At 40.1% G+C, this 24,335-nt stretch carries 23 protein-coding genes and 1 tRNA gene; 11 read left to right on the top strand and 13 right to left on the bottom strand.

The genetic code is table 11. The features are described from left to right. Positions 1 to 7: 7 nt before the first annotated feature. The 6 genes from BEL04_RS18230 to BEL04_RS18205 form a co-directional block, all read right to left on the bottom strand. Positions 8 to 2,893, bottom strand: coding sequence for a triple tyrosine motif-containing protein (locus tag BEL04_RS18230; protein WP_066006203.1), 2,886 nt, complete (start codon positions 2,891 to 2,893; stop codon positions 8 to 10). A gap of 340 nt (positions 2,894 to 3,233) precedes the next feature. After that, a tRNA-Met gene (locus BEL04_RS18225) sits at positions 3,234 to 3,307 on the bottom strand. Positions 3,308 to 3,563: 256 nt separating this feature from the next. Next, positions 3,564 to 5,417 carry a UvrD-helicase domain-containing protein gene (locus BEL04_RS18220; protein WP_066006202.1) on the bottom strand — a complete coding sequence of 618 codons (1,854 nt, stop codon included), beginning with the start codon at positions 5,415 to 5,417 and terminating at the stop codon, positions 3,564 to 3,566. Beyond that, a complete protein-coding gene (locus tag BEL04_RS18215) occupies positions 5,414 to 7,492 on the bottom strand; it encodes an ATP-dependent endonuclease (RefSeq protein WP_066006201.1) in 2,079 nt (692 codons plus the stop codon). Before BEL04_RS18215 ends, BEL04_RS18220 begins: the two co-directional genes overlap by 4 nt. A gap of 226 nt (positions 7,493 to 7,718) precedes the next feature. Beyond that, positions 7,719 to 8,876, bottom strand: coding sequence for a helix-turn-helix domain-containing protein (locus BEL04_RS18210; RefSeq protein WP_066006200.1), 1,158 nt, complete (start codon positions 8,874 to 8,876; stop codon positions 7,719 to 7,721). A 52-nt stretch (positions 8,877 to 8,928) separates the two neighbouring features. Further along, positions 8,929 to 9,504 (bottom strand): hypothetical protein, encoded by a 576-nt coding sequence (locus BEL04_RS18205; RefSeq protein ID WP_066006199.1) that lies wholly within the window; start codon positions 9,502 to 9,504, stop codon positions 8,929 to 8,931. A 33-nt stretch (positions 9,505 to 9,537) separates the two neighbouring features. Here BEL04_RS18205 and BEL04_RS18200 point away from each other — a divergent pair, with 33 nt between their 5' ends. Continuing rightward, on the top strand, positions 9,538 to 10,179 hold the full coding sequence (locus BEL04_RS18200; RefSeq protein ID WP_066006198.1) for a hypothetical protein: 642 nt from the start codon (positions 9,538 to 9,540) through the stop codon (positions 10,177 to 10,179). On the opposite strand, the gene BEL04_RS18195 is transcribed toward BEL04_RS18200, so the two are convergent. From BEL04_RS18195 to BEL04_RS18185, 3 genes are all read right to left on the bottom strand, one after another. Beyond that, positions 10,174 to 10,833 (bottom strand): hypothetical protein, encoded by a 660-nt coding sequence (locus BEL04_RS18195; protein ID WP_139113097.1) that lies wholly within the window; start codon positions 10,831 to 10,833, stop codon positions 10,174 to 10,176. The two genes, BEL04_RS18200 and BEL04_RS18195, sit on opposite strands and share 6 nt — an antisense overlap. Before the next feature lie 32 nt (positions 10,834 to 10,865). After that, positions 10,866 to 12,020 carry a hypothetical protein gene (locus BEL04_RS18190; protein ID WP_066006196.1) on the bottom strand — a complete coding sequence of 385 codons (1,155 nt, stop codon included), beginning with the start codon at positions 12,018 to 12,020 and terminating at the stop codon, positions 10,866 to 10,868. A gap of 96 nt (positions 12,021 to 12,116) precedes the next feature. Beyond that, the gene (locus BEL04_RS18185; protein WP_066006195.1) at positions 12,117 to 12,470 is read right to left on the bottom strand and encodes a hypothetical protein; all 354 of its coding nucleotides are present in this window, start codon (positions 12,468 to 12,470) and stop codon (positions 12,117 to 12,119) included. 38 nt (positions 12,471 to 12,508) lie between these two features. Between BEL04_RS18185 and BEL04_RS24435 the strand changes: the two genes are divergently transcribed. The 9 genes from BEL04_RS24435 (at position 12,509) to BEL04_RS18145 (ending at position 20,137) form a co-directional block, all read left to right on the top strand. Continuing rightward, on the top strand, positions 12,509 to 12,679 hold the full coding sequence (locus BEL04_RS24435) for a hypothetical protein (protein WP_175404108.1): 171 nt from the start codon (positions 12,509 to 12,511) through the stop codon (positions 12,677 to 12,679). A 113-nt stretch (positions 12,680 to 12,792) separates the two neighbouring features. After that, entirely contained in the window at positions 12,793 to 12,999 is a 207-nt protein-coding gene (locus BEL04_RS18180; protein WP_066006194.1) for a hypothetical protein, read from the top strand. A gap of 113 nt (positions 13,000 to 13,112) precedes the next feature. After that, complete coding sequence (locus tag BEL04_RS18175) at positions 13,113 to 14,666, top strand: type IV secretory system conjugative DNA transfer family protein (protein ID WP_066006193.1); 1,554 nt, start codon at positions 13,113 to 13,115, stop codon at positions 14,664 to 14,666. Positions 14,667 to 14,675: 9 nt separating this feature from the next. Beyond that, positions 14,676 to 15,464 carry a hypothetical protein gene (locus tag BEL04_RS18170; RefSeq protein ID WP_066006192.1) on the top strand — a complete coding sequence of 263 codons (789 nt, stop codon included), beginning with the start codon at positions 14,676 to 14,678 and terminating at the stop codon, positions 15,462 to 15,464. A gap of 120 nt (positions 15,465 to 15,584) precedes the next feature. Next, positions 15,585 to 15,890 (top strand): helix-turn-helix domain-containing protein, encoded by a 306-nt coding sequence (locus BEL04_RS18165; RefSeq protein ID WP_254659594.1) that lies wholly within the window; start codon positions 15,585 to 15,587, stop codon positions 15,888 to 15,890. A gap of 17 nt (positions 15,891 to 15,907) precedes the next feature. Further along, the gene (locus tag BEL04_RS18160; protein ID WP_139113096.1) at positions 15,908 to 16,351 is read left to right on the top strand and encodes a hypothetical protein; all 444 of its coding nucleotides are present in this window, start codon (positions 15,908 to 15,910) and stop codon (positions 16,349 to 16,351) included. A 162-nt stretch (positions 16,352 to 16,513) separates the two neighbouring features. Next, on the top strand, positions 16,514 to 19,243 hold the full coding sequence (gene mobF / locus BEL04_RS18155; RefSeq protein ID WP_175404107.1) for a MobF family relaxase: 2,730 nt from the start codon (positions 16,514 to 16,516) through the stop codon (positions 19,241 to 19,243). Next, the gene (locus BEL04_RS18150) at positions 19,227 to 19,589 is read left to right on the top strand and encodes a hypothetical protein (protein ID WP_066006189.1); all 363 of its coding nucleotides are present in this window, start codon (positions 19,227 to 19,229) and stop codon (positions 19,587 to 19,589) included. Before mobF ends, BEL04_RS18150 begins: the two co-directional genes overlap by 17 nt. Before the next feature lie 53 nt (positions 19,590 to 19,642). Next, a complete protein-coding gene (locus BEL04_RS18145) occupies positions 19,643 to 20,137 on the top strand; it encodes a hypothetical protein (protein ID WP_066006188.1) in 495 nt (164 codons plus the stop codon). A gap of 75 nt (positions 20,138 to 20,212) precedes the next feature. Here BEL04_RS18145 and BEL04_RS18140 read toward each other — a convergent pair whose 3' ends face one another. The 3 genes from BEL04_RS18140 to BEL04_RS18125 all read right to left on the bottom strand — a co-directional run bounded on the left by BEL04_RS18140 (position 20,213) and on the right by BEL04_RS18125 (position 23,155). Continuing rightward, positions 20,213 to 21,142: an ArdC family protein gene (locus BEL04_RS18140; RefSeq protein ID WP_066006187.1), complete on the bottom strand. Its 930-nt coding sequence runs from the start codon at positions 21,140 to 21,142 to the stop codon at positions 20,213 to 20,215. A gap of 231 nt (positions 21,143 to 21,373) precedes the next feature. Continuing rightward, a complete protein-coding gene (locus BEL04_RS18135) occupies positions 21,374 to 22,183 on the bottom strand; it encodes a hypothetical protein (RefSeq protein WP_066006186.1) in 810 nt (269 codons plus the stop codon). 480 nt (positions 22,184 to 22,663) lie between these two features. Further along, on the bottom strand, positions 22,664 to 23,155 hold the full coding sequence (locus BEL04_RS18125; protein ID WP_066006184.1) for a hypothetical protein: 492 nt from the start codon (positions 23,153 to 23,155) through the stop codon (positions 22,664 to 22,666). Positions 23,156 to 23,555: 400 nt separating this feature from the next. Here BEL04_RS18125 and BEL04_RS24430 point away from each other — a divergent pair, with 400 nt between their 5' ends. Next, the gene (locus BEL04_RS24430; protein ID WP_175404106.1) at positions 23,556 to 23,714 is read left to right on the top strand and encodes a hypothetical protein; all 159 of its coding nucleotides are present in this window, start codon (positions 23,556 to 23,558) and stop codon (positions 23,712 to 23,714) included. Positions 23,715 to 23,762: 48 nt separating this feature from the next. Here BEL04_RS24430 and BEL04_RS18120 read toward each other — a convergent pair whose 3' ends face one another. Beyond that, entirely contained in the window at positions 23,763 to 24,155 is a 393-nt protein-coding gene (locus tag BEL04_RS18120) for a DUF2958 domain-containing protein (protein WP_139113095.1), read from the bottom strand. Between the last annotated feature and the right edge of the window lie 180 nt (positions 24,156 to 24,335).

Raw genomic sequence — 24,335 nt, 5'->3', positions numbered from 1 at the left:
GTAGTGTTTACAACTCCAGGAGAAACTCCGAGAGGTTTTTATCATGGGGTAGATCGAGCTTTTTACGTAACCGGTACCGCCTTATTTCAACTCCGCGTAAACTAATATTTAACAGGGAGGCTATTTCTTTACTGCTCATATTCATCCTGAGGTATGCACAAAGTTTCAGATCGTTCGGTACCAGGTCGGGATGATCGGCCTTTAGTTTCTTAAAAAAGTTTTCGTGCGCACCGTTAAAGCTTGTCTCAAACACATTCCAATCGCGTTCGTCAGTCATTCCCTCATCAATTACCCGTTGAATGTGCTTTAACTGTTCGGGTGCCAGTTTTTTTCCGGCAGCATCTTTAAGCTCAATTATTTCGGTACGCAATTTTTGAAGCAATTCATTTTTATAAACGATATTCATAGCCGAGTTTGCCAGTTCGCGGCTTTTGCTTTCCAGGTCGGCTTGCAATTGTTCATTTTTTATATTAACGATCAATTGCTCGTTGGCAATCGCTTCCTGTTTTAAGGCTTCTTCTTTTTCCTTTTGGAGCTTGTCATGTATATGCTTTTGATGCTTGGCCAGTTTTCGCCTGTAGTAATATCGTATAAGGTAGTACAAAAGGATCAACAATATACCATATAACAAAAAAGCAAGCTTGCTGGCATACCATGGAGGCAGAATAATGAATTTCAATTCGGTGATCCCAGTTTGACGGGTATCATCGATTTGGCCGCGCACTTTGAAAATATAATTCCCCTGGGGCAGATTGGCGAACTCGCGCTGTGTCTGGGCACTCCAGTTCGACCATTCAGTTGAATAGCCCTCTAAAAAGTATTGAAACCTTATTTTTGATTGCACATAGTATGGCAACGAATAAGTAACACGAATGCTGTTAATGCTGTACGGGATAGACAAAACCTGCTGGTTATTGTTACTGATAGCCACCGGCTTATCCGAAATATCTTCAACTTTTCTGATCAGTACGGATGGTAATATTCCTCTGGGTTGTGTCGATACATCATCATCATTAAATATTGCAAAACCATCGTCTACACTGATCAGATATATCTTATCATTGATCCTGCTGATATTTTCGTACGATTGAACCATCCGTTCGTTAAGTGGGCTTAACCAGTTGGTATTCAGCCGAAGCCTTCCTTCAATTGAGAAATCGGCTATTGCAACGTGGCCATGATTGATAAACCAGGATTTTTTATTTAATGCCGGGATTATTTTATTCGATGCGGCAAATGAACCCAGGCTTTTATTTAACTGTTGATATGTATAGAACCTGTCGGTTATGTTGTCGTATACGTAGAAGCCTTCATCGGATGAGAAAACAATTTTGCCGTTCAGATTAAACACGTTAATGTTATAACTATCGGGCAGGCCGGAGTTTTTGTCGTAATATTTAACTGATAAAGCTTTGGTCAATTCATCGTTCAGCACAATTTTATAAATTCCCTTATAAGCGTGACTCACCCATATCTGTTTGTTATCGGATTCAATATATCGCGAAGGCTGCCCAAACCCTTCAACCTTATGGCCGAATTTCCAGTCGCCTTTCTGATCCTTATCATAAATTACCAAACCTGTGTAGGTGCCCTGTATCAGGTGGGTTTCATTAAGTTTTTTTATTATCCAGCCACCGCTTATAGCTGATATTTTAGTTATCCGGTCATCATCAACCTGATAAGTACCCTCGTTATGCCCGCAAAGCAACTTGTTATCAATTAACGAAAGATCCCAAACCTGGCCCTGCGAGCCTGGTATCAGCTTAAAATCAAACGACTGTAATAACTGATTTTTATTCTGAGGATACCATTCGCTGTAAAAAAGGCCCTGGTTGGTACCCAGGTAAATCTTATTGTTTTTAACTATGCTTGCATACACGGTGCCAAATTTTCCACCCTTATCGAAGTAAAAGTATAGCGGTGAGTTTATCTCGATGCAATCAATGCCGTTATCTAAGCCGGCCCAAAGATTTTGCTCGTCGTCGAGGTAGAGGCTCAGCACAGTATTGTTTTGAAGGCCGCTTAATTTATTAATATGCTGAACAATGTTCCCGGCGGTGTCGATGATGATAACACCGTTTAAAATAGTACCAAAGGCGTAGTATTTACCGGGGATAAAGACACCGTTGTTGAGCTGATATTTTCGCAAGAAATCATCCGCCTGGTTTTTAAACGGATATATTTTTTGACCATCATAAACATAGAGGCCATTTTTTGCCGTGCCGATCAAAAAGCGGTTATTACCGAAGGGCAAAATAGTTAATATGCCTGTTTTTAAAATATCGCTCCCTTTTATCAGGGTAAGTTTTCCTTCAACCAGTTCAAACAAACCTGCATTGATCTGTTCCACAAAATAGTGATGGTTTGCCCTGAATAAAAACAGGTAGGGATTGGGCGATTTGACAGCAGTGATAGCTCCGTTTTTGTAAATGTAAACCGTTCCGAAAGTTTGAAAAATGATCTGTCCGTTATCAATATAGATCTTCCATACTTCCTCGTTCAATGCATATTTAGCGGGAATAAGTTTACTAAGTGAATGGTATACCAATACCCCTGTTTTATTTTCGGACCAGTAACCTATTTCGCCAAAAGCGCCTGTGTAAATTTTACCGTGCCCATCTGACGCTACAGCACGTACAATAAGCCGGTTGGGCAGATGATATTGCTGCCAGTAACGCCCGTCGAAAGATAATAAACCTTCGGAGTTACCAAAATACATCACCCCGTTTTCATCTTTAGTTTGCGACCAGTTTTGGTTGCCCGACTGATAAATATATTTGCTGTAATTGCGAACATAGGGCACACCTATACTCTTGATATCGGCAGCAGCAGCCCATTGAAAAAAACATATCAAAACCAGGATGCCTTGATACCACCTGAATATTTTAATCATTAGTTTTACCTCGGTGTCAGTTAATCGGTATACAAAACTAAGGTATAAAAATCAAAGAATACAATTGAGAAACTGGTAGCGTTTATAAGACAAATTAACGCGCTCTGTTAATTACATTATAATAGAATAGCCCCTGCATTAACTGAATAATTAGAATCATGGGATAAGCATGGAAAATGATCCCCATGCCTGAGCAGGGCGTTTGCGGAAGCAAAAAGGAAAAAACAAAAAGTATTGAAGTGCTAAAGTCGAACTAAAAGAAGTCGAACTATATGCTTCTGACCAACAGATTTTTGCAGGCATAAAAAAGGAGCCAACAAATATATGTTGCCTCCTTAAGTAGCGGGGAGCAGGATCGAACTGCCGACCTTAGGGTTATGAATCCTACGCTCTAACCATCTGAGCTACCCCGCCGGGTATTTTTTAACAATTTCGATGCTGATAATCAGCTTTTTGCAAATCCAGCTTTTGAAAGCTTTTTTACCTGTGAAACTGTTAACGGTTTTGTTAACGGTACGCCTTTTCGGTGCGTGGTGCGCAAAGGTACGAACTCAGGCTCTTATTTTATAATCTTTTTCATTTTTGTAATTTTTGATCACCTAAGTAATCAGCATGTACGGGAAATGCCAGAGGTCAAATAAACTTCACAACTCTAAAGATTGTGCACTTTTTAAATATCGCTAATATCACTAATCGAAAAGATTCGATCCGATGGAAACCATTGACTAATAACATTTAATGCATCAGTTTCAAATTCCGATAAAGCAAGTATCACGAGGTTCTTCATCGCTCTTGAACAAGAAACGTAGAATAGGTTTTTTGTCCGAAGTTTCCTTTGCTCATTTTCTTCTTTATCGTTAATGAAGTTTTGGAAATTATACATTTGCCGCCAGCTTGTGTCGTCAATCACGACAAGAACGTTACGATATTGTTCTCCCTTAGTGCCGTGTTTAGTTGAGAATACAGTTTGGTTTTGTGTATGTTTAAATAAATTAATAAATTCTATGTAAGGTACAGACATCATATCATTGAAAAATTGAAGATCGCGTAATTGCCTATTGCGTTTCTCCTCGTCTTCTATGTTTTCTGGTAGAATTTCAAGCTTAGCTATATATTTCTGTAGCCCCTCTTGCATTTTAACTATTTTATTTTCGACTACGAAATCCATAACCTGTTTGACTGTCCCAGTCTCTCGGATGGCTTCTAATTTTTCAATCTGTTCGGCAATTGCAATTTTGTCTGAGTGTCTTTTAAGATGAAAACTACCTGCTTGTTGTCCCTTATTATGTTGTTTATCACCGACACCGTAAGTTTTTAGGAACGTGATTATTCCATTGTAGTCTTTTTCTTTCCAGTAAGCGATGAGATGTTCTATGCCATTTTTCCTTTCTCTGGTGGTTTTCTTATCAAGCGACCCAACAAAAAACCTGACAAGCACATTTTCTCGCTTCATTAATGCCTCGTTTGCCGATTCACCATATCGAGTAGAAGTAATCCGGTATAGATTGGAAAATTTAGCTCGTTCGGCCACCCTCCTGTTAGCAATGATTAATACTTTGTCTTTACTATTTTCTCCAAATTGCCATCCTATGTTTTCTAAATGTGAAATCAGACTATCATAGTTTGAGTTTTTGAGTTCTACCAGTGATTGTTCATATGCTGTAATTCTCATAGCTCCCTGCGAAGGGTAGTTGTCGCAATTGATAAAAGCAACTGACCCTTTTTCAATTTCTTTTCCTGGCGGAGCAACCTGGGTAATGTTTTTTCGGATGTTGTTGAGTAAACCTATCACTGCGACAGACGAGCGATAGTTTTCACTTTTGGTAACAAATTCAAGTTTTTTGTCAAGTACAAAAGAATCAAGAGCACCTACACCAGTATCATAGATCTTTTGATGAGAGTCTCCGAAGAATCCTAAAAGAAGTTCATTTTGATTTTTATTTAGCAAATCATCAATTAATGATATCGCAGTCTCTTCTGCTGTGTCTTGATACTCGTCAATAAAAATATATGGATATTTTGCCACAACGATGTTTCTCAAAATTTCGTAGTTCTTTATCATCTGTGCAGCCAATGATATCACATCATCATGGTGTAATTGCCCTTTTTCAAAGTCCCGGTATCCAGAGTCCTCATAAATTACTTCCGTCAATGCTACGCGGGTTAAAAGACCTGGTTGAAACCTGTCCGGTTTTTTTTGAGCCATTAACTCGTTCAGTATATCAAGTTCTATTATTAATTGTTTTTGAAAGTTCTTTATAAGGCCCCAAAGAAACTCGTGAATGGTCAATACGGCAACCTGGGGGTTGTTTTCCAATCGGTCGATAATTTCGTTCTTAGCAACATTTGTATACGTAATACAGGCAATCAGCCGATTATTGAATTTTAAGTCCTTGCCTTTTGTAGACAGTACGTAATCTATTGTTTGGATCAGAGTAAATGTTTTGCCGGAGCCAGCTCCTGCCTCAAGCAAAAAACTCTTCTGCTTTTTAATGAGTTGTTGGATTTGGTCAAAGGCCGTCATTCTACATCGACTTTAAAATTTACAACACATGAACCCGCAAGCCATTCTAAGCCTTCCTTAATATATTGAGGGACGCCCCATTTACCGTAGGCTTCTTCATCGAATGACATTATATCGAAAGCAAAATTGGTCTTGGCCTTTGAACCGCGCGGTGCTAAGTCGTAACTTGAAAGTGTTTCGCAATCCTCTTTTGATCGGCGTTTGAGTAATGAGAATTCGTTTTTTATCCATTTCTCTTCAGTTTTACCGCCAATATTAATGTCCTTTTTACTCAATAAAAGTTTTTTGTTTCTTTCGATAAAGGCTTCCTCAAAACTTCGAGGATAATAGGTGCCTTGAGGTTCATTAATTTGAAACGCGACACGAATAAGTTCACCATGGCATTTTTCAACATCGTTGCAAGCGAGAATTTCTACAATAATGGATTTTTTCGGTAACCATTGCACGAGAGTTTCATTTGATGAAACTTGCGTCTTATCTGAGAGATCAACGGCGCGAGCTTCTTCTGTCTTCCCGTCAGTGGAGTCCAGATCAGTTATTAGGAGAGTTTTTATATCTATAAATTCCAGGATTTCCTTGAATTTATGAGTATAAGCCCCACCCACTTCAAGGATCGTAACATATTCGTTTTGCAACGTGGGGGCAATTTTAGCCAGCATTTGGGGCATTAAAAGTCTTTCGGTAACTCCTTCTACCATGATTACTTTATCTGCAAAGAATAGATCGGATTTATGCAAGGTCAGATATTGTTTCAAGAACCGGAACGTTTGCTTATCATTTCCTATTTCCAATGTATTAAAATCTTTGGCAACGACTTGTTTATCTCCTTTTGTGAAGTATCGTATTCGATTAAATCCCTTTTTTAAGTCAATGCCGGCTTCTGAAATGATGTGTGATGAATGAGAAGTAATAATTAACTGCGTGGTAATGCCTGATTGTTTAGCACTCCTCATCAAGTCACTTATTTGTTTGATAAAGACCTGTTGCATTTGAGGGTGCATATGCGCTTCCGGTTCTTCGATCATTATTACAAGGAATTCAGAAATTTTCTCTTCTTTGGCATTTTTTTGACGCTCTATGAAACTTGCGACTTCAAGTATCATATAAATAAGATTGCTATAACCCAGCCCATTGTAACTTTCGGGTAAATCAATTTCTTCTTGTTTGTAGAGATATCGAATATTGTTTTTAATTACCGCTTCGGAATCAAAAACAGAGTCAATGATAATATCGGGGATAACAACGGGCGAATCTGCACCAAATCTTTTTAGATCATCTAATATACTTTGTAGGATCATTTTGTACTTCTCTTTTAGATCCTTACCTACGTTTTTCAACGTAAGCTCCAGTTTTTCGACATCTTCAGTTGTTTTATCCCTCTCACGGTAATATTTTGCAAACCCAAGAGCCAGTGTATTATTTCGATCTCCTTTTTTATCATCCAGAATCCTAAGTGCTTTGATATCTTCAAACGATACGACTTTTTGGATTTTATACTTAAATGGCCCTTCGATAGCTCTTCGAAAGCCCGAAATAACATCCAAAGCATAACAATTCATTCTATAAAAGGTGCCTATATTTTCTTTTAGAAAATTTAATAGCGTTTGATCTTTATCACCACGATTTTCGAATGCTTTATAAAGGTTTATTGTATTAATACATTCATAACTTACGCAAATACCCGCGTCATTTCGCGCCGTGTCAAGGTCAGTTATGAATTCGCTGAGTTCGACTAAAGAATCGGTTCCCTTATCATACTCAATCTCTAATATGAGATTAATACCTGGGTTTATGCCCTGTATCTCAATTAACAACGAGTCTTTAATTTCGTCATCTGTTTCAGCAACAAACTTCTTATACAGTTCATAAGCTTTCTTGAAATCATCATAGCTTTTCTGCGAAAAATCCTCGAAACTTATTTTTGATTCATCGGATGCCATCATCTTTATAATCTCAAAAAATGATGTTTTACCGCTATTGTTTTTCCCTACGATTAGCGTCACGTCGTCTTCCAATTCTACGCCGACGTTGTGCAGCATCCTGTAATTCTGGGCTGTTACTCTTTTGATTCTCATAATTGCCAAAACCTTAATGAATCAATATAGAGTTAAATACGCCACTTATGATTCTTTATTAAAGATAGCAAAATAATATTTCTGTTTTAAGAGACTATTTAACTCGTTATTTAACCTATTGGGGTTAAATCCAAATGGAAAAAATCAAGGTACGTTTGCATTGAATTCAGCCTTTTCAGTCGAGCCAATTATTACAAAAGAGAATTGGCAATTTCGTCGGTTATCTCTACACAAACTCTAATTCCAATTCATGATTTTGTGGTGTAGGTAGGTTGCGCCCGTGAATTGTCGCTATAAATTTGAGAGATTGGCCAGTTAGACTTTCTGAAATTGCTAACCGAAGCGGCTTTTCAAATGCAAGTGCAGGAAGCATGTGTCGGATATCACCAATTTCACTTTGAACGAACGTTGAACTTTCCTCCATTGTAACTTTTGGATATCCCTTTTGATAATTTATGCCGGTAACTATAGTTTGCTGATAGGTGTTCAACGCGATTCCGGGAGAAACTGTAAAACCTGCCAACTTAGGAAATCGAAGAGTAATCACAGCATTTTCCAAATGTTGCTCACTTGTATTGCTAATCTTCAAGCTGAGCCGATACGCCCTTTCCTCGTGAATGTAATGATAATCTTCATCCTTATAATTCATTTCGACGGTTTGGAGCCGATCTTTTAATTCACGAATATCCATCTGGCTATAATGTGTTTTGGGCGTGTCGATAAACTGATCGAGATGCTGTAAGTAATCCCACCCTGATCGATTCATTATTGCTTCCTTTTGCCTTAGATAACGAAGTATTTCATGCTTATTTCGTTGTGAAGGCAGCACCATATTTCGAGCACAAGGCACCGATATTTTCTTTGTACCATCTTCAAAAACTACTGATATTTTGTCCTCTAAGCTTTTAACACTAAAACGTTTCGAATAAATACGATCGAGGTCAATCCTGCTTATAAGTTTTTTGTAGCTCCCTTTTCTGATTAGTATTTCATTTTCACGAACGACACATTTCGACTTATCGTTTTGTAAATTCTTTAAGGCAAAATATGGTTGGTCGTTAGGTCCATGGATTTTCAAAACCATGAGCTGTTTATTTTCAAATAAAAAAGGTTCGTAGCTGATCTCAAGTTCAGGGCCGATATTCTCATGTATATACTGCTGGATGTGGGCGGGATCCGATGGCTTTTCGATTGAATTCAACACAATATCGTCACCCGATTTTTTTACGCCAATTATTATATAACGATCACCAGCTATCGAGGCGTTAGCAAATGCCAAAACATCCCTGATTAATTCGTGCTTGTTTTGCCCTTTGTATTCCTCAAATTTAAAATCTAAAAACGGGCCTTCCGGGTAATATCTGATAAGTTCCTCAATATCCATTCTGTATTCTTTGTATTAAAAATACGAACATTAAATAAAGAATTACAAGTGATCATTGCGGCTCGATTTCCAGTTCCTTTTCTATATCACGGTTGATTTCTTCATTGCGATAGCTATTTAGCATATCTATGTACCGTTCAGACCAGGTATCGATATTTTCTTTTTCATGGGCCTCGGGAATTTCGGGTTGCTGATATTTGCTGAAATAACTGGCGGCCATAAAATCAAAAGACGCTTTATCTTCTTTAGTAACGCTTTTGACTTCTTTCAAATTTTGCTTTGAATAGTTTTTAAAGCCATTTTTACTGGTTTCAAAATCATATCGGGAGAGAATGATTTGTTGCTCTTTGGCATCAAGGGGACTGATATTTTTTTCGATAGCTGAACGATAAGTTTTGATCCGACGTTCGCGTGTTGAATCCAAGTATTGCGCGCGTCTTCCACGCATACCGGTATCGTAACCTTCCGGGCCAGGCGGCCTGTTTTTAGGGTTTGGCCCCTCGTCTTTTGGAGCATTCTCCAGTTCATGGTCGATAGCGCTTATCTGCGTTTTGAATTGCTCAGAGTCTTTATTCAGATGTTCTAATTGCTTCGGGAATAAAGGCTCATATTTAATTTCTTCGCTCATACCTCAACAATTTATTGAAACGCTAATCTACTTATGCTAAGATACAGCATACGCAAACAAAAGTGGGTGAACGATATGACTGGGAATGGTTCAATATCATCACAAAATGCAATAATACAGCTTGAAAAGCTGATTGGAATTGAGCGTCAAAGTGATTTCGCTGAGCCGAATTTCAGCCAAAGTAATGCTGACCAAATTCATAGTAATGCTTTAACCATGTCGGAATACGCAGAAGAGGCGTTAAACCAGATCAGGTGTCAGTTAGGGTATTTACCGCGGCGTGATGTCACCTTTCCAAGCGAACCGGCAATAAGACAATTGCTGTATGAATACGATCACAAGCACGGAGACATTGATACTTTATTTGATAGCTGCGATCCGCACATCGATGAAATTTACGAGCGAGATATGGAGCCGCACGCCATTGATGACTACCCAGAAGAAATTTATAGACTGTACAATACACTATTTCTCGAACTCAAAGATGCAGCGCGATCAAGAATTATTCATTTTGCAGATCATGAGCCAGGCATAAGTTTATCCATTTATGCCGAGTTGTTGATGCGGTGCCGGATGGCCGACGCTAAAATGCCATTCGATGAAAAAAGAACCGAAGCCGACTACGAGGCGCAAAGCATTGTATGGTTCCGAAAAGTGAGTAACGCAGCCTTATGAGTAGAATATTTTATCACGAGGTTTCATTGGCGGTTTCGTCCCTCCCTGATCTTTTTTGCGGAAAACTGTTATGATTTGAAAGATATTTGTAATTGATAGTGCAAAATAACATGAGGTTTGATTCATTGTATCGTTCGTTAATCGTGACAATAATAATAGCAAAGCTTCACAAATAATCCAATAATCAATCCTGTCAATTAAATCCGTCTTATTAACCCACATTGAAAAAATAACAATCAATAAACCTATCATAAAAGGCCAGGGGCTAACAAAAACTTGATGGAATGGAACAAGAATAGCGAAACATGATATCATAGAAGCCATATTTGTAGATATTACAATTCGCCACCGTTTCCAAATAAAATAATTGCTTTTTATTTGCTCAGTAAGCATCTTTTGAAGTATTAAAAGTGATGTCATGTATAATACTTTAGTTAAATACCCAATCAACGGCACTTGATACACGGCCACTATAGATTTTAATGACAATCGGACTTTTTCTACAGCTTTAATTCCTAAGTTAAATTCGTCGTAAATAAAAAGTATAAGGATTGCTATTACTGCGATACTTACTTCATAGCCAAATAAAAAATCTTCAGCCTGCCATTTTTTTGGAGCTATTGATCTGTTCAATATTACCGAGATACTTGCCATTACTATTAGGCAAAGAATGTATTCACCCAATACTACCATGTCGTTTCATAGTAATGATTATGAACTTGTTCGTACAAAGCTTGATAAAAAAGGAATTCACCGGACGGCGCTACTTCAACTTCATAGAGGATAGATTTGTATAACCCCATTTTACGCCTATCCGGCAGTACGTTTTCTAAACGTTGTTGATCATAGGCCCCCAATATATGTAATTGTTCAATCGCTGAAAAATCAAGTAAGCTTTTTAATGGCAACTCAGAAATTCTAAAATTATTTCTTTCGGTCCGAGCCAAAAAACTATTGATGGAGCTAACTATTTTTTTGGTATCGTTTAGGGCTGTATTGTCTAATAAATCAAATAAATCTTCCGCATATTGAATTGTAATTTCTTCGACATACATTACTCGAAACTTATGTATTGACTCGTTAGGTTGTTTATCCTCCAAATAAAGTCCTTTTAGGCTAACCTTTTCGAGTGTCCAATATACTCTTTGAAATTCGGCAACCTTATTTCCCCAGGCTTGCTGTCGAATAACGGGATGCCACATATTCATAGCAGCTTTGAAATTATGGTCGTTTAACAGTTTAAAATATTGTTCAATGAATTCTAATAGTTTTCGATGAGTCTGAAATCGCCAAAGCTCATCGGGAGTGATTTCAAAAGTAGTGTTGTCCGTTTGACTTTTTGTGGAGGTCAAGCCTTTCGGTTTCTTACGGTTTAGATTGTCTATAATTAGTTTCTTGTGCTTTTCGTCGTAAACCTCATAGTACATCAAGTTATCTAAATAGTAAGTTGACAGGTTTTTTCGGATAAATAATTGCATTAAAACCTTAGCCCTTATGCGGTCTATTAGCGCGTATTCTTTAGGTATCTCTTGGGGAAATGGATATCCATCGAGCTTTTTTTCAAGACAATGAATGATAACTTTGTCGTTGACCTCTATTTCAAGGCCAGTGTCAGCCTTGAATTTGCTCTTTAACTTTATCAGGTAGTCTTGGTCGGTACCAGAAGGCAAATACAAATCATATATAAAAGGCCCCTTCTCCTTACTAAACGGTCGTTCATACCAAATCGCTGATCCATCAGATTTGAATTTTTTTCGCTGAGCTTCTATTAGCTCATTACTGTAAATATGATCCGTAACCACTTTGTAAAAGTGGCTGAATATCAACCCATTTAGCTTCATATAAAATCAATTCCCAAAATTCCCAATTTACGTTTTTTGGGAATACCTGCAAATTTTTTTTAAGACGGAAAGGTTGATTAGTGCCGTAATGTTGTATCAGAATTCAGGGCTGGGGTTAGGTGATTTTCTTAACTCATCGTATTCGGAATTCAAACGATCCAGTAAATCACCTTTAACATCAATAAAATGATCAATTTGACTAAAAGCACGTTCCCGAGTTTCTGTCCATCGCGACCCATCTTTCATTTTGGCAAACAGCATCTCATGAACAATATTAAAGACAGCCGTTACCCCATCAAGGTAAGCAATCGTTTGTTCTGTATTGTGCATGGAAGCGTATTCCGCAAATACGCTTTCAAGATCGGGTGGATCAAGAAATTGATCTTTGAGAGCATTAGGGCGGCGTGGCATACTTATCTCCTTCGGGATGCTATTGTGTGTAGTATACATAACTAAAGATCGAAGTCAAGCAATAAATAGTTAAAATCATGGAAAGGACGATTATAAACATAGATAAAGGCATGGCACATGTATACGAGAGTATGCAAAAAAGCCAAATTCAGGTTGAAAAGCCTGAACCGGCGCAACCCGCAAACGATGCGGAGTTATTTAGCACTCCAAACACAAGTTGGGCATTTCTTGCCATGGATGATGAATAACCCATAAATAAAAATATTACACGTGTATAAGAATAACGCCGAAATCTTTAACTCAGGCAGCGGATCGTGACCCGCGCTGTAACAGGGTCACAAACATTTTTAATTCTAATAGAATGCCAAATAAATCAAAAAAGGAAATGATGGAAGCCGCAAAGGAGTACGTCGATAGATTAAACAAAGAGGGGCGCTTAAAAGTTACCTATACCTCTCAAACTGTGTACTCTTGTATCTTGAAAGATGGCGAATTAGAGATCGAAGACAATACGGATAAGTTTACAAATCTACCCGGTATTCTCTTCGGCCAAGCTATAAAGAAATAGTCACTAACCACCTGCCCGTGCGAGGCCAGCCGGGCGGGTTTTAAATCCTGAATTTAAATTTTAACACCTACTGCGATCCATGATCTGGGTCGAGTTTGCTACTCCTTTGTCTTATGAAAGAACAAAACAAAATAAATTTAGATATGCCGCTAATGCGGTTCGGGGACGGGTTCGGTTCCAACAATTGGACTCTACGTGATGCATGTTGTGGCACAGCCGTATTCGGGGCTACAGGCGCCGGTAAAACCTCGTCGTCAGGCAGGAAAATAGCGATGGCGTTTCTCAACAATGGGTTTGGCGGATTGGTACTTACGGCAAAAATTGAGGATAAGGAAACGTTTTTGCAATACTGCATCGAAGCTGGCCGTGAACATGATTTGATAGTAATTGATCCGGATGTTGCCAATGGGCATCGATTCAATTTCCTTGAATATGAATCGATGTTATCCGACGGCAACAAAGCTTTAACGACGAACATTGTTGAATTATTGATGACCGTTATTGAGGCCAGTTCGCAGAAAATGGGCGGTACAAGCGATGATGGTTTTTGGGTTGCTGCCGTACGCATGTTAATCGCAAACGTAATTGATTTGTGCTCGTTAGCTTTTGGTAAGGTCACTGTAGAAAATATTTACAACATCGTTCAGTCGTTGCCCGAGCCGGAAATTCCGACAGTTAAAGGCAATGAAGGAAAAGAAGCTAAAGAACCCACTGCTTTTGAATTAGCGTATGCCCTGGCCGCAAAAAACGTCCATGCACAGGTTGATAAATGGAAGGCAACGAATATCAGTAACCCTGATCTGAAAATCACTGACCTGCAAAGCTTCACAAAAGCGGTTAATGATGCATTGCCCGATGCGCGCATATTCAGTTTTTTGGCCGAATATTTTTACAGGAGCCTTAAATCGTTAAGCCCCAAAACAAAATCGGTAATAACTTACACCGTATCGGGATTCCTTTACAATCTTTTACGGGAGCCAATTTACTCACTGTTTTGCAATAGATCATCTACGGTTGTGCCGGAGGATTGCTTTCACGGCAAGATTATACTCATCAATCTGCCAGTTAAGCGGTATCACAATGTTGGCAAATCTTGCCAGATGATCGTGAAATATTGCTGGCAGCGTGCGATGGAGAAGCGCAAAATTACCGATCGCCCCCTGCCCGTATTCCTTTTTGCAGACGAGGCGCAACATTTCGTATTTGAGAGTGATAGCGAGTTTCAGGCAACGGCACGTAGTAGCTGGATTTGCAATGTTGTGTTGACCCAGAACCTTCCGAATTTCTATGTAGCGATGGGCAGTGATAAAACAGAATACAGGGTTAAGTCCCTGCTCGGCAATTTCGGGACAAAGATTTTTCACGCTAATACCTGTATTGAAACTAATAAATGGGCAAGCGATTTAATCGGCGAGGCCGAAGTTTTTAATCCCTCAAACTCATATGGGTTCACGACAAAAGAGGTTAATCGCGGTACTTCGGAAGCATTGCAACTTAAAAAAGTTGTCAGACCCGAAGACTTCGTAAGGCTTAAGACAGGTGGGCCACAAAATAATTACATGGTGCAAGCGATCATACATCGCCAGGGAAAACCCTTCCCCGATGGCGAGAATTATAAACGACTAACCTTTTACCAACATCAAAATTCATCAAATAATTCACTTTAATTTAAAAACATGAAAACGAAAAAAATCAACTACAGAAACAGATCAACACAAATAGGCCGTCAAAATGGATTAAAATTGCGGTTACTTGGGTATGCTTATGCAGTCTCAGGATTCGCCCGAATCCCCATTGAAAATATAATAAGATCCAAATTTGGTCTAAGATACTTTTCATTTTCCAGTACAATTTTAACATTGTTATTTTTCGGTATGGTTCCTTTTATGGTAGCCGACTTTTCCCACAACCCCTTTCAATCGTATGAAAGTCCTTCGTTTTGGCAGGTTATTTGGGACAACCTATTACTCTATATTTATTTGGGAGTTGTGTTTTACTTTTCACTAAAACGTAGAAAGGAAATTAAAGAGTTACCATCCGTGTATGACTTTGCCATGTATAGTAAATGTAATGGTTACATAAATCGAAAGTTTTTGGACATCAAATTTCAAGGCCGATTTGTAACCATCAGAGAAATAGAAACTTTTTGGGAACCCGCGACTTTTTTTGCAGCTGGATTACTCCTCGCTTTATTAGGGCAAAGCCTTGGTTACTTGTTAATCTTTTGCAGCGTTGTTTACTCGCTTGGTTACTGTGCTGCTTATCACTATGGAGATAACAATATGATGGACATTATTGATGATACTATCATACAAGAAGAGTTGATGGGAGTTATTGTCGAAGGCAAAGAAAAAGAACAGTCAAGGGGCTACAGCTTCATGGGCAATGTGCCAAATGGTGAGGACAATCGCCGTAGGGCAGCTAACAAAATGCGCGGCGACGATGAATTTGAAGATGTAAACTAACCTCCTTAGCAGGTCTAAGGGAAGACGTCTGATGCTTTTATTTTCGATAATTCGACGTCTTCCCGACACTGCTTATTTACACAGCCAGTAACAAATTCGACCACCAATAACAATTATAAGATGGATAAGATAGAGATCATCTGTATACGTACAGATGCTTATTATAAGCTACTTGAAGAGACAATAAACCACTTAGGCGAGAAACAAAAAAAGGCTCCTGAAGAAAAATGGATATCCGGCACCGAAGCAATGAAAATGCTGCGGATCAAAAGCCGGGCAACCTTGCAGAAGTTGCGGGATGAAGGCAAAATCCGTTTCACGCAGCCAGAGAAAAAGATCATTCTTTATGACGTGGAATCCATCCACGCCTATCTTGATGACTTTGTTTATGAGCCTTTTGATATGCCTAAAAAGAGCTGCCGTTAACCTTAATTATTACAACCATGAAACCAAATAGCAATGAGGGAATGCCGCCAGAATACGAATGCTTAAACGCCCCGCTTGCCCGCGCCCAGGAACATGTATTCCTGATAAATGCGGAGATCGAAAAAATCGAGGGCAACCCTTTAAGCGAGGCAAAGATTGTCAAGCTGCAAGATGAAAAACAGGCGGTAATAGGTGGTATCAAACAGGATTTTGAAATGCAAACATGGGAAGAAGGCCCGTTTAAATTCCAAGAGATTGAAAAAGTGATCGATCAAAAATTCAGTGACGAAACATATAATAAGGTTAAGGCTACCTTATTGGAGTCGGGCAAACAATATGATACTTCAAAATTCTGGAGCGATAGGCTTGAAAGGAATTTGGAGCATTATAAAAATCATGAAGCTGAATTGAGAAATACCGTTGCTTATGACGATAGGGATATAGATTTAGAAAGAGATTAAGTGTCAATTTAAAAAGGCGCTTTATCAGAGTTTCTCGACCGTATTCTTAGAGATACAAATAATCAAATGTCTCAATAGATATTAATCAGCATTAATAATTCAAGAAATACACCAGTTCAGCGACGAACCTGTAATAAACTCACGACCATGATTAGAATGATAATGAGTCAGAGTGCAGAGCAAGCTAAAAGCTATTTCTCCGATGCGCTTCAAAAATCCGATTACTATATAAATGACCAAGAGTTGCAAGGCAAGTTTACAGGCCGCCTTGCGGAGCGTCTTGGCATTAGCGGGCCTGCAACAAAAGAAATTTTCTTCGATCTCTGCGAAAATATTAATCCGGCAACGGGCAATACCCTCACCTTGCGTAACAAAGACGTACGAACGGTCGGCTACGATATTAATTTCCATGCCCCAAAAAGCGTTTCGATAATTCACGCATTGTCAAAAGACGATCATATACTCAAACTTTTTGAAGTATCAGTAAATAAAACAATGCGTGAAATCGAAGCTGATGCCATGACCAGGGTACGCAAAAATGAAAAGCATGAAGATCGCAAAACCGGCGAATTAGTGTGGGCCGAGTTTACCCATCAAACAGCGCGCCCGGTTGGTGATTTTGCACCTGATGTACACTTACATAGCCATGCATTTGTTTTTAACGCATCTTGGGATGATGTTGAGCAACAATTTAAAGCAGGGCAGTTTCGCGATATTAAAAGAGATATGCCTTATTATCAGGCGCGGTTCCATAAAAATCTTTCTGATGGACTAATAGACCTCGGCTATAAAATAAAAGCGACTGATAAGGCTTTTGAAATTGTCGGTGTGCCGCAAAGTGCAATCGACTTATTTAGCAAGCGCACTAATGAGATAGGGCAGATCGCAAAAGAAAAAGGCATCACCGACCCGGACGCAATAGCGGAACTTGGTGCCCGTACCCGCTCCAAAAAACAAAAGGGCATGAGTATGGCTGAACTTCGGGAAAACTGGCGCAGCCAGCTTCAAGAAATTGATTTTACTGAAGTCGAAAAAGATCGATCAATCCGAGGCCCTAACAAAACCATGCCATCAGTGATGGTAGCAAAAGATTGTGTCGATTTTACGATTGACCACTCTTTTGAGCGGGCTTCGGTAATGCATGATCGGCGTTTACTGGCTAACGGGTACAAGCATAGTATCGGGCATCGAGATGTATCTCTTGATGATATTACAGCGTCATTTAATGCTGATGAGCGAATTATCCAGGTGCAAGAAAAATACCGCACCATGTGCACAACCACCGAAATACTTGCCGAAGAAAAACACATGGTTGATTTGGCTCTGTCGGGTCAGGGCAAATTTAAGCCGCTTTATCAGAACTTGCCCCGCATAAACTCGGAATTAAAAGGACAACAAGCAGATGCCATAGAATATCTCCTGTCAACACCTAACCAGGTATCCATTGTGCGTGGTGCTGCCGGGGCTGGAAAAACCACAATGCTTGCAGAAGCAAAAAGGCATATTGAGTATGCCGGAAAAGAAGTGACGATTGTTGCGCCATCTTCAGATGCGTCGCACGGGGTGCTTGTGAATGAAGGTTTTGAAAATGCCACTACGGTCGCAAGGCTATTAGTCGATAAGGAAATGCAGGCAAAATTAAAAGATCAAGTTTTAATTGTGGATGAAGCCGGAATGCTCGGTACCCGTGATACGACTTCCTTATTGACGATAGCAAAGCAACAAAACGCAAGGCTCATATTTGTAGGGGATACCAGGCAGCATACAGCGGTTTTGCGTGGCGATGCTTTGCGTGTGTTGAATACTGTTGGCGGTATTAATGTTGCAGAAGTTGATAAAATCCGCCGTCAGAGGGATATATATTATCGGGCAGTGGTTGAAGATTTGGCTAAGGGCAACGTTAAGGGCGGATTTGAAAAGTTAGAGAACATAGGGGCGATCAAGGCTATTGATCCCCTAAAGCCAAACGAGCAATTAATCACCGATTATATGGCGGCAACCAAAAAAGGTAAGTCCGCCCTTGTCGTTTCGCCAACCAATGAGCAACGCAAAGCCGTTAGTCAGGAAATACGCGAATGTCTTAAAGCGGAAAAACTGATTGGGAAAAGAGAAACGATTATACCTCGCTATGAAAACCTGAATTATACGGAAGCTCAAAAAACAGATTGGCGTATGTATAAAACAGGCCAAACGATACAGTTTACTCAAAACGTGCCGAAAATTCAGCGCGGGTCGATCTGGCAAGTAAGTGATGCGAATAGTGATTTTGTCAGTATTAAGAATAATAGTGGTGCCGAGGTACACCTGCCTTTGAACAGAGCTGCTAATTTCAACGTTTATAAAAACACTGAAATTGCTGTTTCAAAAGGGGATAAGGTAAAAATCACACAAAATGGCTTTGACGACAAAGGCAAGCGGCTTAATAACGGTGACGTATTCGACGTACAGGCAGTTGAAAAATCCGGCTTGCTTACCCTTGTTAACTCCAAAAGCAAAGCAACGAGCATCATCAGTGCGCAATATGGCCATATTGATCATGCGTATTGCACAACCAGCCATGCGTCACAGGGAAAAACAGTCGATCATGTCTTTATTTCCCAGCCATCGGGAACATTTACCGCAACCAATGCAAAACAATTATATGTTTCGGTATCCCGTGGCAGGGATTCCGTAAGCATATATACCGACGATCCCGATGCTTTATTAGAGCATGCGAAAAAGTTAGGAGATAGGCAATCTGCCATAGAACTCGTCCAGTCTGAACTAACCCATCAGGAGTACATTATCCAACGTGAGCGGGACAGGCAAATAGAAACTGAACGCCCTACGCCTTCAAAAGAATATTCATCTATCAATTATAACCCATACGAGGACTATGAGCCAGGATTATAAATTGAAGTTTGATGAAATGCGTTCAAACGAGCCCGGCAAACCTGATGATAGTTTGCATGGGAGTGATGCGCATGTGCGTAAATTAAAGTTTCTATGGCCTAACGGTAAATCCAAAACGATGAACTATGCCTATCTGATTTCGCATGATTACGACCCCGCTTTGAACCAGATCACCTTTTTCTATACATCCGATACGATCACGATTGTCGGCTGCGGCTTAGAGCATTTGGATGAATTATTGTTTTACAACATTCCTAAAAAAATTGAAGCGGTGAATCCTCGATATGTAGCGTTATCAAAAGAAAAGATTTGCGTTACCGATATTATAGTCGAGAAAAAACTTTAATGTGCGTTTATGCTGATCGATAATTATTATATTTAGTTTTTTAAGCTTTGATTATGAAAGACCCAAGGATAGAACGCGAAGTAGAAAGGGAAAAGGAACGTGCAAGGCAAGCAGCCAATTCAAACCAAGATTACTATCACCAAAATCCTGATATCAGACGGGTATATGATGAAGAGTTGAGACAAAAGAAATTAACAGACAAAATACTTAGCCGAGAATGGGAATCATCGTCTCCACCTGCCACCGAGCAGAATTTTACAAGCGGTGGAAGTGCTTCTAACAATAATATTGTAGCGTATATCCTTATAGGATTAACAAGTCTTGTGTTGATACTAATGTATACCGAAATATTTCTTGCAATTCTTTGTGTAATTTTAATCGGAGCAGTCGCCACGTTAGCAACATTAGTCACCATCAATTTTTTTAAAAAAAAATCTACTAAGGGGTGGTTATACAATTGCATCCTGTTTTTATTTTTGGGCATAATGATATTTGTAGCCTCATTTGTTGGTCATCAACTATATATGTGGTATATCTCAAAACATTAATTCATTTTCCTTGGATATTGAAAATATCGATTAGAAAGAAATAAGCCGCCCGAGCACTCTCAGGCGGCTTCGATTTTAAGAAGGCTGTAAATCAGTTAAATACGTCACTGCTTTGCTTGCCTCGCTGGCAACTTTAAAAATGCAGCGGTTATCTGCTCGTAGGGCAGTTAGCCAGTTGTCGATATAAGCTGCGTGATTTCCTTTTTCCGCGGTGTTTAATCCAAATTCGGCGCATAAAAATGCTGCTCCGAACTCGGCTATCAACTCTTCTTGTGCGTAATTTTGATCGCCAAATATTTTTGCTTTCACACGGTTCAATCGATGTTTGGCGCCAGACCAGTGTATTAACTCATGAAATAATACTGAACAATAGCTTTCAGTAACAGTACAGCCAGCTACTTCCTCGAAATTATCGCTGTATGGCATACCGATCACGTCGGCTACCCGGTCGTAGTAAGCGCCCCCGTTGTGATGACCAATAATTGCGCCTGTATTATTGATAAACATATCAACTGCATCAATATGTTCAAATGGAACTATTCTTCTCGGTTTAGTCGGTTCTTCGACCTCTAAAGGCTGATAACTTTCCAATTGGCAACGATTGAATACATAGGAGGCTTTTAGAAAAGGTATTTTTTGGATTTCGCCGTCAACATCTTTCTCAAATGTATCATAGTATACGACCAGGTTCCCTTTTTCGCCTTTACGGATGCGCTCGTTTTTGGTTTGCCATTGTTTAAAGCTCGCCCATTCATCGGTTTGGTAATTGCGATCCATCGCTGCGGCCCAAAGGAGAACGATGTTGATGCCCCGATATTTATTTCCAGTCGTATAATTGAACGGAATGTTAAATGGGCTTCGGGAATTATCCTTAAACGGTTTTTGCCACGGGATAACACCTTTTTCGAGCTGGCCGATAATAATGTGAGTAACCAGGTCGTGTACATCTAAGCGGGGAACCGTAAATGTTTCGCCACGTTCGGAGGGGGATAGTTGTTTTTGCATTTGTTGTGCCTTTCCTGTTTGGAGTTAATGGTTGCAGGAGATGACCAGCCGAAGTTCAAGAGAGCGAACCGGCTGTTATTTTGCCTTGCGAGGAATGACGCGAAGCGGCAGGGGAAAATAATAGTTGGTGGAGTGAACGGCTTCGGCTAATCTCGCTGCAAAACCATTGATTGCATTCCACACAGGTAAGGCATCACAATTTGCAAGCGCCCTACCCGCGTTTTCGGAACGTTATTTGGTTTTCTTGAATTTGGCTTTTCGCCATGCAGCGACGTTATCGTAGCCGCGATAAACACTGTTGAATATTTTGTGCTTTAAACCTTTTTCAATTTTTGTGTATGCCGTCAATTTGGTTTGGAGTTCATTACCAAAGGGATTATTAGGAAACCAGCTATAAACATGGCTGTATCCAGCGTTTTTAATGTTGGCGAATGCCTCGCTGAGAAGTTCGGGGGAGTTCAAGCAAATAACATCGGCCTCGTGTTTGAGTTTGGGAAAGATGCTAAAAGCTGCAAGCATATCCATAAAGTCTAAGAAAACATGGATTGTAGGAGCTGTTCCGTTTCCGCGCCGCAAAATACTTATATCCCGTTTACCTAAAAGTGTACTGATGTAAGGCCCTTCAAGTGCCAAGCCCCCTTTCTCGTTTCGCAAACCAAAAACATTCATCGAGCCATAGCCGGTCTTACTGGTCAAATAAACTTCGGTTAGCAACTCTTTCGCAAGATCAGCATCAATACCGTTTTTTTCGAGGTAACGGATGAGCGCGATATCATCAAGTTCCTGCCACCGTGAAATGTGCCATTGTGGGTGGTCATCTTTGACTACCTTTCGGTTTAAAGGTTGATGCCAGTCATAGACGGTGAACATGATGCTTAACCACCGCACAGCATCGGCTCGGGTATCGTCTTGCTTAGTTGATTTGAGGTGTGCCTGCACGTATTCGACGGCATCTTTACAGTCAGGGAGGTGTTCGGGTCGGTGCCCGAGTTTCTCTCGTACAAGGCTAATTGGGATTTGGATGGCTTCTTCATAAGTCAAATGGCACCTATTTTTAGTTGATTTAAAATTATGGCAGTAAGCGATAATGCCGGATTATTCGTTTGTGTTTTTTGTAGAACGTAGCTTTCGCGTTCTCGAAAACAGGAACTCATCCAAAACGGATTGTCGGTAACGAATAACACCGCCGACGCGAATAGGCTGAAGGTCATACCGCTGGGTGCTATCCCATACGGCAAGGGTATTAGGATTTTTAAGGCCGAGATACCTTGCCGCCGTTTTGCGGTCATGTAAGGGATCGGCCAAATGGTCGAGCATGAAAATTACCTTTTTTAAATGATGGGAAACGTATGCATGAGCACGCACACGGCGAGATCAGGTTATAAACGCCTATACTCTCTGAGCGTGTATTTTATGCAATGCGTTTATAACAATTAAAAGTGCTGGTCATATTGAATGCTTTTTATCATACGTAAGTGTGCATGAAATCAACCCCGCCGGTTGGAGGGGCTGATCCGGTGCTTATGCACCGGGGAAAACAATGGTGGATTCGATCTCGGCAAGTTTTTTTTCGCAAGCCATATAGATGTATTGCGCAGTCATTCGGATAAGACCGGGTGTTGTCGTAACGAACTCCCGGTTCTGGTCATCACGGATGATGAGTTTGCAACCTTGGTACGGGTTATCTTCTAATTCGTCGTTGCCTTGAGCGAGAGCGATCTCGAAAGTTTCGAGTTGGCGCATTCTTGAGATCAAGTTCATTCGTTGTACGCTTCGACGGTGTAAGTCGCCTACCATTTTGAGGCGTAAATCAAGTGGCAGCTCTTTATTCGGCTGTGCATTTGTGGCTGGCGGCTGTTGCAGTGTCAGTTCCTGGACCTGCTTTTCGACAATTGCAGGTTTGTTTTCACCAGGTACTGGTTTAGCATTTAATACAATTTCTTTGTTGCCTGTACCGTTTGAATTAGAGTTGTTTGCATTTTTGGCAGCGCCATTTTGAGTTTTAGTTTCCATTTTTTGATGGTGTTTAAAGTAAATAAATCTGTTCTATCAAAGCGATGTGGCGCGAAGCCTCATCTGCCCTTTGACGGAGGCTATAAAATTTGTGCGAGGGGTTGGTCGGCAAGGCTGCCGCAAAAAATACGACCCGGAGTGAAGCGCAGGTGTGGAGATTTTTTAAGCGGCACTGTGCATGGCCTTGACGACCGAAGGGCTATAAATTTGCCTCGTTCAAAGGGTTGATGATGGCTTGCGGTTTCATGCTAATTGAAACGGATGATTGACGGTGCAGCATCGAAGAACAAACAAAACAGCGTATACAATGAAAAAGAACTTTTGAACTATTGGCAACTTGATATTTTACCTGCTTTGCGGTAACAAATAATTGGTAACCAATTGACGAAAGGTTCGAATAATGAGTGATGATAAAATAGCCGAATTGCTGAAAATCCAAAACGACATATTGAAAGATTTTTACCAGCCGCAAATTGAGCATCTGGAAGCAGAAAATAAAAAGCTGCGTTTGATGCTTTTAAAAAAGGTTTCCAAATCGAACAAGTCGTACGCAAGGTAGCCGGATACTTAATAAAAAAACTGGCCCGGTTGATCGGGCCAGTTCAGTTTATGGCTTAAGCGTTAACACAGACTGTAATGATAGTTCATCTGTTACTATTTTGTCGGCCCGGCGGGCGGCGCGTGCATATACCGTTAACGGATATTTTCCTTCAAAGCTTAGGTCATTCTCAAGTTGAACAAGGGGATTTTGGCAAGCTAATATTTCGTCGATGTTGACGTAACCAAGTTCTGGCCACCCCATGCCAAGATCGCATAAGCCAAAAGCTATTTCAGGGTATTCCGGATCAAGTTCGCTAATTAGCCAAACGAAATTGGAGTTAGTTAGGAACAATTTGGCGACAGGCGGATAATCTTTATCATAGCTCTTATCGCCGCCATTTTGTATAAGCAGATCGTATTGCTGTGGTGTAAGTAGGTCTTGCATGATGTTTCCTTTCAAGGGTTGTTGGTTGCAAGCGATAAAAAGCCGGGGTTAAGCGAACGAACCGGCTGTTATTTTGGATGGGCTGGTGAATGCCGCGCAGCGGCAGAGGAAAATAATAGTTGGTGGAGTGAGTGCCCCGGCTATATCGCGTATGTGTAACCATCAATCCTTCGAGTGGAAGGAAATTTCATGAAA

The sequence above is a fragment of the Mucilaginibacter sp. PPCGB 2223 genome, assembly GCF_001705515.1.
Lineage (GTDB): Bacteria > Bacteroidota > Bacteroidia > Sphingobacteriales > Sphingobacteriaceae > Mucilaginibacter.
The sequence above is the reverse complement of the archived record's forward strand: the minus strand, read 5'-3'. Positions and strand labels throughout refer to the sequence as shown.